7 protein-coding genes are annotated in these 11,844 nt (G+C 66.3%); 3 read left to right on the forward strand and 4 right to left on the reverse strand.

Going from position 1 to position 11,844, the window contains the following annotated elements:
- Positions 1-13 precede the first annotated feature (13 nt).
- Genes HNQ40_RS04025 through HNQ40_RS04040 form a run of 4 tightly spaced genes read right to left on the reverse strand, consistent with a single transcriptional unit; the run spans position 14 to position 5,380 of the window.
- Complete coding sequence (locus HNQ40_RS04025; protein ID WP_184676597.1) at positions 14-655, reverse strand: class I SAM-dependent methyltransferase; 642 nt, start codon at positions 653-655, stop codon at positions 14-16.
- The gene (locus tag HNQ40_RS04030) at positions 627-1,898 is read right to left on the reverse strand and encodes a DegT/DnrJ/EryC1/StrS family aminotransferase (protein WP_184676598.1); all 1,272 of its coding nucleotides are present in this window, start codon (positions 1,896-1,898) and stop codon (positions 627-629) included. Before HNQ40_RS04030 ends, HNQ40_RS04025 begins: the two co-directional genes overlap by 29 nt.
- Positions 1,899-1,900: 2 nt before the next feature.
- The gene (locus tag HNQ40_RS04035; RefSeq protein ID WP_184676599.1) at positions 1,901-3,103 is read right to left on the reverse strand and encodes a glycosyltransferase; all 1,203 of its coding nucleotides are present in this window, start codon (positions 3,101-3,103) and stop codon (positions 1,901-1,903) included.
- Between the two features lie 24 nt (positions 3,104-3,127).
- Positions 3,128-5,380 carry a hypothetical protein gene (locus HNQ40_RS04040; RefSeq protein ID WP_184676600.1) on the reverse strand — a complete coding sequence of 751 codons (2,253 nt, stop codon included), beginning with the start codon at positions 5,378-5,380 and terminating at the stop codon, positions 3,128-3,130.
- A 167-nt stretch (positions 5,381-5,547) separates the two neighbouring features.
- On the opposite strand from HNQ40_RS04040, the gene HNQ40_RS04045 reads away from it, so the two are divergent.
- The 3 genes from HNQ40_RS04045 (at position 5,548) to HNQ40_RS04055 (ending at position 11,405) form a co-directional block, all read left to right on the forward strand.
- Positions 5,548-6,591 carry a PfkB family carbohydrate kinase gene (locus tag HNQ40_RS04045; RefSeq protein WP_184676601.1) on the forward strand — a complete coding sequence of 348 codons (1,044 nt, stop codon included), beginning with the start codon at positions 5,548-5,550 and terminating at the stop codon, positions 6,589-6,591.
- Between the two features lie 84 nt (positions 6,592-6,675).
- Positions 6,676-8,106: an efflux RND transporter periplasmic adaptor subunit gene (locus HNQ40_RS04050; RefSeq protein ID WP_184676602.1), complete on the forward strand. Its 1,431-nt coding sequence runs from the start codon at positions 6,676-6,678 to the stop codon at positions 8,104-8,106.
- A complete protein-coding gene (locus HNQ40_RS04055; protein WP_184676603.1) occupies positions 8,103-11,405 on the forward strand; it encodes an efflux RND transporter permease subunit in 3,303 nt (1,100 codons plus the stop codon). The genes HNQ40_RS04050 and HNQ40_RS04055 overlap by 4 nt, the downstream gene beginning before the upstream one ends.
- Positions 11,406-11,844: the final 439 nt, after the last annotated feature.

An 11,844-nucleotide genomic window follows, 5' to 3' on the forward strand; every position in this document is an offset into this window, starting at 1 on the left:
CAGGCGGACTCGATCAGCCCGCGTCGTCCCCCATCATACGGCCCATGAGCACCGACATCCGATGGGCATCCTCGACGCCCTCCGATTTGTTCTCGAGGTGGACCGCGTCGCGTTTCCACTGCATCTGCGGAAACATCTCCCGGTACGTTTCAACATCGCGGTAAACGTGCTGGCGGGTATCGGGCAGGTCGGCGGTGTTTTCGATCAATACCAAGAGGCCGTCGGACTTGAGCACCCGGACGATCTCGCCGACGGCGCGGTCGAGCAGACGCCCGCGCAGGCCGCCCAGGGCGTGATTGGCCAGGACGAGGTCCATGCTGCGCGGCGGAGTGGGCACTCGGCCGTCGGGGATGTGGATGAAGCGGACCCCGGAGGAAGGCGTGGCCTCGTGGATCAGGGGCAGGCTGGTGTCCACTCCCAGCACGTCGCCGTCGACCAGTTGAGCAAGGTCCTGGGTGAATCGTCCCGCCCCGCAATAGAAGTCCAGGGCCTTGGATTCATCGCCGCGCAACTCTTCGCGGATGAGCGAGAGGGTCGTGCCCCAGCGCGGGTCGGTCAGCTCGGACGAGGGGTCGATGTAGACCTTGTCGTTGAGCAGATCGCGCAGGCCGAACTTCGGGGATTGTCTACTCCAATAGGAGATCGGGACGCTCATCAAAGAACTCCTTGACCACAGACACGACGTCGCGGAGGTCGCGTTCGGTCAGCCCCGCGGTAAGCGGGAGGCTGAGCGTGCGTCGCCCCAGGTCCCGAGCCTGGGGCTGTGCGTCGGGCGACCAACCCAACGATGTCTGATACCACGGGTGCTCTGCAACGGACAGATAATGCACCCCGATGCCGATGTTCTGCTGCAAGAGGAAGTCCAGCAGCGGGTCCCGGTCGGCGTCGTCCCCGACATGCACTGTATACAAGTGGCGTGCGTGCGTCTCGTCAGAATCCGATTCAGACGGCAAATTTAAGGGCACACCCGCGAGCATGTCGTTGTAATTTTTCCATACGAGCGACCGCCTCTCGAGGTTCGTTTCAACCCGCGACAGCTGGTGAAGCCCCAGCGCCGCGGCGAGGTCGGTCAGGTTGTACTTGAAGCCCGGCTCGACCATCTGATAGTGGCGGAAATGGGGGCTGCCGTCCGGTGCCTGGCGGAAGCGGGTGTAGGCGTCGCGGGAGAGGCCGTGGAGGCTGAGCGTGCGGGCCCGGCTGGCGTCCTGCGGGTCGCGGCAGAGCAGCATGCCGCCCTCCCCGGTGGTGACGTTTTTGGTGGCGTAGAAGCTGAACGCGGCGAATCGACCGAAGGTACCCGCGGGCTTGCCGTGATACGTCGTCTCGATGGCGTGGGCGCAGTCCTCGATAATCTCCAGCCCGTGACGATCGGCCAGCGTGACCAGCGCGGTCATGTCGCAAGGCCGACCCGCGAAGTGCACCGGCAGGATCGCCGCGGTGCGCGGCGTGATCGCGGCGGCGACCGCGGCGGGGTCCAGGTTCTGGGTCACCGGATCGACATCGGCCAACACCGGCGTCGCGCCCACGTGCAGGATCGCGTTGACCGTGGCGCAGAAGGTCAGGGGTGTGGTGATGACTTCGTCCCCCGGGCCGATGCCCGAGAGCTTGAGCGCCAGATGCAGCGCCGCGGTACACGAGTTCACACCCACGGCCTGCTCGTCGTCGAGCCCCTTGTACGCCGCAAACGATTGCTCGAACGCGGCGACGCGTGGCCCCGTGCCCAGCCACCCGCTCTCGAGTACCGCCTGGACCTCGGCCATCTCCTCGGGCCCGATCACCGGCTTGCCGAACACGAGAAAGTCTTCACGCGGGCTCGGCGGAGCTTCGGTCGTGTTCACCTGGATCGGCTCGGTGAGTTTCAACGCGGGCCGGGCGGGATGGCTGAAGTGTGCGGTCATGGTCAGGCGACGAGTTTCTCCACGGGCGCTTCGGGCACGCCGCCCAGGGTCTTGGGGTACCACAGCGTGAGCAGCGGGCCGGCCCAGCGTTCGCGCAGCTCCGCAACGCGTGCTTCGACGCGCGCGGGGTTCACGTTGGACAGGATCACGCCCTCATTCCTGCCGCAGAGCGCCTCGCGGTCGGGGAGCACCGGAACGCCGCGGTAGGTCCCGCCCGCCAGCGCGGGGTGGTTCTCGGCGATGGCGGACACGGTGAGCCCGTTGCGTTGGGCGGCGCGGAACGTGGCGTAGAGGTTCTTGGAGTGGTCGGCAATGACGACCCGGCGGATTTCCTGTTGCTCGGCCCATGCGCCGACACGCTGCTTCTGCAGGCCCCATTGCATCACAGTTTCGAGCGTGGCGGGCGACAGCGTTTGCCGGCCGGCGGTGCGTTCGCGCTGGGCCCACTGGCGGGCCTCGGCGATGGCTTCGGACATCGCGCGGTCGTGGCCGTGGTGGCGGGCGAACGCGGCGTAGCGTTGCGTGAAGTCCTTGCGGTAGGCACGGCGATAGGCCGGGGGGAAGAACCGCTCGACGAGGATCAGGTTGTTGCGCAGGTCCATCTTGAACGCGAGCTCGGCGCTGCGTCCGCCGGCGTGTTTGTCGTGGCGGTACACCACGTCTTCAAACCGCGCCACCTGCCAACCCGCTTCCCACAGCCGGAAGCTCAAGTCGTATTCGCCGGCCTTGCGGAAGAACTCGCGGCGGAAGCCGCCGACCTGATCGAGCGCGGCTTTGCGCATGCACACCGCGCCGCTGAGCATCACGCCCGGCAGCGCACACGCTTCGAGCTCACCGCTGGGCAGCACGCACCGCCCCACCACCGCCGCGAGGTCGGGGTGGGCGTCGAGGTGGGCGATCGAACGCGTCACGGTCTGGGCGTCGGCGGGGTAGCTGTCGTCGTCCAGGAGAATCACCGCCCGGCCGCGGCACTGCGAGAATGCCAGGCTTCGTGCCCAGACACCTTCGTTGGTCTCGCGACGCAGGAGATTGACCTTGGGGAACTGCTCGGCAATCGCTTCCGCAGTGCCGTCGGTCGAGGCGTTGTCGACGACCCAGGTCTCCCACTGCGCTTCGGCCAGCGGTGTGCTGCGTTCCAGGATGCCGAGCGTGCGCAGCAGCGTGTCCCGGCGGTTGTGGCTCACGATGACGTAAGACAGGTCCATGGCGAAGCTCCGAACGGAGATGAGTCAGGCGGCGAATGTGAACGAAGACGTGATCGTGGATGCCGCAGAAGGGTTGTCGGGGAAGAGGTCCGGCGGCTCCTCGGCGATGAGTTGGCCGATCCGAGCCAGGGTGCGTCGCAGCCCCGCGGTGTACGACAGCCGGTGCTCGACGCTCTCGCGCTGCTCGGTGGCCACGCGGCGACGCAGCGCGGCGTAGTCGCTGTAGGTCTCCAGGTGTTTCCGGAGCGAGTCGGCGTCGTGGAAGCTGACCTCGTCTAGCTTGGGCAGCGATTCGCCCTCGTGGTTGAGCAGTTCCGCCCGTTGGCAGCCACGCAGGAACTCGACCATGTCGACGGGCGTGCCCAGGTCGGCCAGCCCGCCCGCTTGTTTGAGCAACGCCTTGAGCTCGTCACGCTTGGAACCCGCGGCTTCGAGGGCTTCGTTCACGGTCTTCGCCTCGGGGTCGATCAGGCCCAGTAGCTTGGGGATCAGGGTGTCGCTGGGGTGTTGTCGGATCAGGAAGAAGCCGCCGGCGACCAGGCCGTCGAGCAGGCGTTGGTGGAGGCAGAAAGACGGAACGATCTGCAGGTTGATTTTGCTCTGGCGGGTGAGTTCTTCGAGGTCCGGGCCGTAGGCGACGGGGCCGCGGGCGTAGGCGGCGAAATCGGGGTGGTCCTGCCAGCCCTGGCCGTAGAGCGCGAACGACAGGCCGAGATCCTCGGCGGCCTGGGCGGCCCAGCCCAAGGCCTGCTGCCGGTAGAGCGCGTTGTTGAGCGGGTGGTACAGGGTGTTGACCGCCAGCGCGCGGTTGGCCGCGCTGAGCGTTTGGTTTTGCTTTCGGGACACACGGTCCACGATCCGGCCGACGTCGCCCATCGCGGGCAGCGATTCGCCGGCCTCGTAGCGCTGCACCATTTCGTCGGCACAGGCTTTGAGCAGCGGGCTGTCGAGCGCGTCGATCAGGTCGGCCGGGCGCTGCGAAGCGTTGGAGACGTAGACCAGATCGTCGCCGGTGCTGACCCACTTGTCCGGGCGGGCCGGCGGGCGGGTGAGCTTGGGCATCTCGACGATCTGCCGGGCGGGGTAGCCCCACTGCCGGGTGTACATCGGGCCGACCATCGACAACACGAAGTCGCGAGGGGTGATCGACGCGCCGGCTTTGCGGGTGGTGAACCGGCTGAGTTGGTCTTGAACCCAGCAGACAAACGGCAGCCGTTCGGGGAAGGGCGTCAGGCAATGGGCGCGGAGCTGGTCGATGGTGAACACCAGGTCCGGCTTGAACGTCGCCAACGCGTGGCGGATCGCCGAGCGGGTCAGACGGTGGGTGTCGCCGGGCTCGATCAGCGTGCGGGTCCGCCAGCCCAACCGTGCGAACGCCTGCTCGCAGTCGGCGGTGGAGTATTTCAGGACGGTGGTGAACCGGCAGGTGATCAGCAGCACCTTGGGCCGGGTCGCGGTGCCGACGGTCAGCGCGTCGCATTGGAAATCGCTGTAGTGCTTTTCGATCTTCCTGGCCCACTTGGCTTCGCATGCCTCGTAGTAGGCGTGGCAGCGTTCGAGGATTTCGCCGATCGCGGCCCGGGGGGCTTCGCGCCCGAGCTTGATCACCGGCAGGGGCAGCATGCGGTTGCGTCGCATGTGGATCTCGAAGTCCAGCCAAGCCCGCTCGCCGACAAACCACGTGAACCGCGGGTCGGTGATCGGGCTGTCCGGGCCCGACCAGTCGTGGACCATCAGGCTGGCGGTGAGCAGGTGCGGGTCGGGTTCGGCGATGTAGATCGCCTGCTGCATACCCAGGCCGAGCGTCGGCTTGGCGTCGGCGAGTTTGGAGATGAGGTAGCCGTCGATCACGTCGGCGAAGACGATCGCTTTGCCCGCGTTGATGTGTTCAGCCAGACGCTGCATCGCCAGGTCGGCCGCGGCGCTCGGATCGGGGTTCGTGCTCAGCGGGACCGGGGCCGCGGCGGGCGCATCCGGATCGGCACACGCCGGAGCCAATCGGCCCGAGGCGGTGGGCACCAGCGGGTAGCGTTTGAGCGTGCTGAACAGCCCGGCTTGTTCCAGCGTGGTGAGGATCTCCGGCCGGTGCACCTGCAGCGCCCGGAGGTTGCGGGACAGGCAAAAGGGGATGGCGACATTGAGGTTGGACGGGTCGTATCGCTCCAGAACCTCGGCCGCGGCGGCGTACCCCCCCTGCTGAATCTGGGTCCAGGCCCGGTGGACAGCGGCGGCGGGCGGAGTGCCCTCGGGGCTGCTACCGGAAGACGGCGATCGCATGATCGTGTTCATAAGAACCTAAAACTCTTTCAAACATCGGCTTACGCAGGTGCTACGGGTTCCCCGCCGACCCCAAGGTTATCGGCGGTTCCCCCACCGGGGCGACAAAAATCCCCTACCCCCGGTTCTCACGGCCGAGCCAAGCCGATGCCGATAACCCCTTTAGCATGGCCGACGCTCCGCGACCTCCCCGACTCTCCGATGCCACCCGACACGACGACGCCACCCTGCTGGCCCGGGCGGTGCCCGCGGTCGAGGGCCGACGCATCGCGGTGGTGGGCGATGTCATCCTGGACTGCTACCGCTCGGACGGTGGACGCTCGCACTGCTTCCCCGGCGGGGCCGGCGTGATCGCGGGTCACCTTCGTCGCCTGGGAGCGCAACCCGTTCTGGTGACGCAGCTCGCCAACGACGGGAACGCCCGCCAACTCCGCCGAGGCCTCGACGATCTGGGGATCGAGGTGCATGCGGTTCCCACGGACGCCGCCCAGCCGGTCCGGACTCGCCGGGTCCAGGGCCATCGCATTACCGCAACGCCACGCCAGGAGCTGATCGAATCCCCCCCGCCCGTGACGACCGGGCGGATTGCCGGGGCCATCACCGAACGCCGGCTGGACCTGGACGCGGTCATTTTCGCGGATTTCGGCCACGGCACGGTTACCCCCGAACTGCTCGACGGCGTGCTGCCGATCCTCCGGCCCAGCACCCCGGTCCTGACCGGCGACGTCAGCGGCCCCCGCGCCAGCCTCCTGGCGATGCGGAAGTTTGACCTGCTCACGCCGACCGAGCGTGAGTTGCGTCGGCTCTCGCCGAGCCCTTCGCCGCTCACCCCGCTGGATGCCTTGGGCAGGCGGTTGGTGACTGAACTCGACCTCAAACACCTGCTGGTCACCCGCGACGCCTCGGGCTGCGTCCGGTACAGCTCCAACGGCACCAAGCGGGAACAACCCAGCCTCGCGTCGATGTACCAGACCCGGGTCTTTGATGAAGTCGGCGCGGGCGATGCCCTGCTCGCCGCGGCCACGCTGGGGCTTTGTAGCGGGCTCGGGATCCGTTCCAGTGTCCGCCTGGGCCAGATCGCCGCCGCCGCCGCGATCGCACAAATAGGCAACGCCGCGATGGGTTGGGAGCGTCTGCACCGCGTGATCGCCCCCCAGGCCACCTCCGCCGCCTCGTACCCCGCACAGGCAGCCTCCATGCCCGCGGCGTAAAATATACGTTTGAAACCTGAACCGGCACCCCGGCGTAACGACCTATAGTCAGAGGCCGTACTTCTGTCATGAACGCGCTCATCTATGTCTGACCACGAAACCCCCGACCACACCGTCCCCGAAACCCGGGACGAACCACGCCCCGAACGCCAACCGATCCCGCGCGGCCCCAACCGCCTGCTGGCGTTGACTTCGCGCCTGGTCGTCGCGGTGCTGATGCTGGGAGCCGCGATCGCGATCTTCTTCCTCATGAGCTCGACCAAGCCCGTGGTGCAGGAAGTCGATCCCGCCGCCACCCGGCAGACCGTCATCGTCTTCGAGGCCCAGCGCGTGCCCGTCCAGCGGCAGTGGCGCGGCTACGGCACCGCCGAGGCGCTGTACTCCGCCGACGTCCCGTCCCGGGTCACCGCGACGGTCGAGTCGATCCCCGTCGAGGTCCGCCCCGGGGCCGTCGTGACCAAGGGTCAACTGCTGGTCCAGCTCGACGCCTCGGATTTCGAGCGGCAACTCGATATCGCCCAGCAACGCATCGCCGAACTCGACGCGGCGCTGTCGCAGCTGGATGTGGAATCCGATCGGCTCGAAGAACGCCTGGTGCTGGAAGACTCCGACGTCGCCATCGCTCAGACCGAGTACGACCGTCAGGTGCGTTTCCAGGAACGCAACGTCGGCACCCAGCAAGACCTCGACACCGCCGAACGCAACCTCATCACCGCCAAGCGTAACCAGCTGCTGACCCGCGAGGCGGCCGACCTCATCGGGCCGCGCCGCCGTTCGCTCGAGGCCCAGAAGGCTTCGCAGCAGTCGCAGGTGAACCTGGCCGAGCTCAACCAGCAGCGCACCACGATCCTTAGCCCGATCGACGGCGTGCTCCAGACGATCGACGTCGAAGTCGGCGAAAACCTCGCCGCGGGGCAGACCATCGCCCGGGTCGTTTCGCTCAGCCCGATCGAGGTGCCGATCCAGCTGCCCGCCTCGTCACGCATGTCGGTCAGTGTGGGCGATCGTGTCATCCTCGAACCGACCTCCGGCCCCGCGAGCCTGATCGACGGCCTGGGCTGGACCACCACCATCGCCCGCATCGCCCCTGAGCAGGACGCGACCACGCGCACCCTCACCGTCTACGCCGACCTCACCGACGAAAACGGCAACGCCCGCTTGCCCGCCCCGGGCATGTTCCTCGAAGCCACCGTCGCCATCGCCGATGTCGAAGACCGCTTCGTGGTGCCGCGCCGCTCGATCCGGCAGGGCCGCATCCAGGTCGCCCAAGACGGCGAGGTGGTCAGCCGCGCCGTCCAGGTCGCCTACACCTTGTCCGGCACGCATTCGGGCTTCGGCCTGCCCGACGACCAGTGGGCGGTCATCGATGATGTGCTCGAAGACGGCGACCTGGTGATCGTCAACGCCGCCACGCGTATCGCCGACGGCACCCTCGTCGATCCCAAGCCGGTGAACGAAACCGTCAGCAAGGCCTCGGCCCAGCAAACGCCCGAGGAAGGCGAGGCCACGCCATGAGTCTGGCTCGCTTCGGCGTCCGCAACCCCGTGCCCGTCAACCTGCTCATGACCGCGATCCTCATCGCGGGCATCGTCGCGGGCCTGTCGCTGCGCCGCGAGTTCTTCCCCGAGCAAGACCCCGAGTCCGCCACGCTCACGCTGCCCTACCCCGGCGCAACCCCCGAAGAGGTGGAAGACGCCCTGGCGATCAAGGTGGAGAACCAGCTCATCGACCTCGACGAGGTGGACGAGCTCAGCGTCACCCTCGCCGAGGGCGGCGGCGGGATGACGATCAAGTTCCGCGAAGGGATCGACGCCGAAAAAGCACTCGACGAAGTCGACCGCGCGATCGACACGCTGCAAGACCTGCCCGACGAGAGCGAGGAGATCACCACCCAGCTCCTCGAGCCACGCCTGCCGGTGATCCGCGTCGCGGTGTTCGGCGACCTCGAAGAGTCGGTCATGAAAGACGTCATCCGTGGCGTCCGCGACGACCTGCTCACCCTCGAAGGCATGGGCGAGGTGCTCATCGACGGCGTGCGCGACTACGAGATCCGCGTCGACGTCCGGCAGGACGCGCTGCTCCAACAAGGCATCGCGCTGCCCGAGGTAGCCGACGCGGTCGGCGCCTGGATGCGCGAAATCCCCGGCGGCACCGTCAAAAACGTCGGCGGCAACGTGAAGGTCCGCACCATGGGCGTCGCGGAGCGTGCCGAGGCGATCCGCCAGATCGTGGTGCGCAGCTTCCCGGATGGCCGAACGATCGCGCTGGGCGACATCGCCGAGGTCAGCGAGGGCTTTGTCGACGACCAGATCATCAACCGGTTCAACAGCCGAACCACCGACGCGCCCCCGCAAGACGACGCGATGGGCGAAGAGCTGATCGGCAAGCCCGCCGCGATGCTGACCGTGTTCAAGGTCGGCGACCAGGACATCGTCAACATGGCCAAGTCCGTGCGGTCCTACGTCAAGGGCCGGCAGGGCAAGCCGTTCGACGGCACGGCCCTCGAAGTCCGCTTCGGCTCGGACCGTTACGACGCCTACCTGCTCGGGTTGAACTCACCCACCCCCCTGCCGCGCGGGGTGTCCGTCTCGGCGACGTCGGACCTGGCCCGTTTCGTCGAGGGCCGGCTCGACCTGCTCACCCGCAACGCCGGCTACGGCGCGATCCTCGTGTTCGCCACGCTGCTGGTCTTCCTGAACTGGCGCGTCGCGTTTTGGGTCGGCGTGGGCCTGCTCACCGCGATCCTCGGCACGCTGGTTCTCATGTCCGCGATCGACGTCACCCTCAACCTGCTGACCATGTTCGGGCTGATTGTCGTGCTGGGCCTCCTCGTCGACGACGCGATCGTGGTCTCGGAAAACATCCAGGCGCGACACGACCGCGGCGAGCCGTCGTTCGAGGCGGCAGTGGGCGGAACCAATCAGGTGAGCTGGCCGGTGGTGGCGACGGTGCTGACCAGCATCGTGGCGTTCCTGCCGTTGTCGTTCATCAAGGGCAACATCGGTGACCTGCTGGGGGCGCTCCCGATCGTCGTGGCGTGTGCGCTCATCATGTCGTTGATCGAGACGCTGCTGATCCTGCCCAGCCACATGGCCCACAGCCTGGTCCACCGCGACCGCGCTTTGGCCGACCAAACCAAACCCCACCGCCTCGCCCGGGCGATCAAGCGTTTTGAAGAAAAACGCGACTACGTCATCTTCGAGAAGGTCGTCCCGGCCTACGCCCGGCTGCTCAAGTTCTCGCTGCGTTACCGCTACCTCGCCATCGTCGCCACGTTCTCGGTGTTCATCGGGACGATGAGCCTCTGGGCCGGGGGCCGGGTGGTCTTCGAGTTCCTGCCCAACAACGACGCCGAGACGCTGGTCGTCGACCTGCGTATGCCCATCGGCACGCCGATCGAAGACACCAACGCCGCGGTCGCCGCCGTCGAGCAGGCAGCGTTCGGGCAGCGCGAGGTGCAGTCGGTCGCCTCGGTCGTCGGGCAGCGGTCCGACATCGACACCGGCCAGGCCGACGGGGCCTCGACCCACGTCGCGCAGATGTTCATCGAGCTGTACTACGTCGAGCTGCGGGACCGCGAATCGTCGAAGGTCATCCAATCCATCCGCGACGAACTGCAAGGCAAGCTCGACGCGGTCGACCGGATCAACTTCTCCGAGATCTCCGGCGGCCCCTCCGGCCCGGGCATCACCGTGCGGGTGCGCGGCAAAGACGGCAACCAGATCGACGCCGCCGTGGCCGACCTCAAGACCTTGCTCGCGGGCTTCGAGGGCGTGGTGGATATCAACGACGACAACGACCTGGGCCAGGCCGAGCAGCGCATCGTGCCCCGCCCCGCCGACATCCGCAGCGTCGGCCTTACGCCCGCCGACGTGGCGCTGCAGGTCCGCGGGTTCCTCTTCGGCATCGACGCGCACACCTACGCCGACCAGCAGGAAGACATCGACGTGCGGGTACGCGTCGACGAGCGCACCCGCCGCGACCTGGGCGCCATCGAAAACGCCTGGCTGGTCACACCCACCGGCTCGCTGGTCCCGCTGTCTGAAGTCGCCGACATCGAAGAGGCCACGACCTACTCGACGATCAAGCGCGTCGATCGCCAGCGGACCGTCACCGTCACCGCCGAGACGATCCCCAGCGTGAGCACCGAAGACGTCACCGCCGCGATCGACCTCGACGAGGTCCGCAAGAAATACCCCCAGCTCACCATCGAATACGCCGGCCGACAGGAACAAATGGGCGACGCGTTCGGCTCGCTGCCGCTGGGCATGGGCGCCGCCTGCCTGATGATCTACGTCATCCTCGCCTGGCTGTTCTCCAGCTACTTCCAGCCGTTAACGGTCATGCTCATCATCCCGTTCTCGCTCATCGGCGTGGTCTGGGGCCACCTGCTGCTCGGCTACAACCTCACGTTCCTCAGCCTCATCGGCATCGTCGCGCTTTCGGGCATCGTCGTGAACGACTCGCTGATCCTCGTGGAGTTCTTCAACCACGAACGCCAGCGAGGCATGGCGATTCTCGACGCCCTGATCGCCGCGGGCCGGGCCCGCCTCCGACCGATCCTGCTCACCACGATCACCACCGTGCTGGGCCTGACCCCGTTGATTCTCGAGCAGTCCTTCCAGGCCAAGTTCCTGATCCCCATGGGCATCAGCATCGCCGCCGGCCTGCTCTCGGCCACCGTGCTCATCCTCGTCGTCCTGCCCTGCTGGATCCTGATCTTCGACGACATCCGCCGCGGCGCGTACTACCTCTGGCACGGCCGGGCGAAAGAAAAGGCTTCGCCAAACTTGTTCAGCGAAGCCTCAGCTTGATTATCGATTTGGTGCCGTAGGTCAGGTCTTCGACCTGACATGGCAGTTCATTGGCAATGGTGTCAGGTCGAAGACCTGACCTACCGAACCATCTACGAAGGGTGGATTTCGGAAGCCTAGAAGTATTAGCCCAAGTACTTTGACCTGTCTCCCAAAACTCGAAACTTCATCCCAAAGAGCCTAGCGAGCAGATTCTGCTTACCTTGAAGCAAGCACATACAAACATGTACGCTCCAAATGCAAGCCGCAACACTAGACACCAAAACTTGCCAACTTGGTTTAAGTGAAATCGACACCCCCTGCCAACCATCCTCACTGAAATAATGAGAAGCGGCAGAATAGATAAGCCCAACAATTAAAAACACACAAAGGAATTCAAAAAGAAATCTAACACCTATCCAAAAAGGATTTTGCTTAGGTCTCAAATTTGATTCCATGT

It is taken from the genome of Algisphaera agarilytica (genome assembly GCF_014207595.1).
GTDB classification, from domain to species: Bacteria; Planctomycetota; Phycisphaerae; order Phycisphaerales; family Phycisphaeraceae; genus Algisphaera; species Algisphaera agarilytica.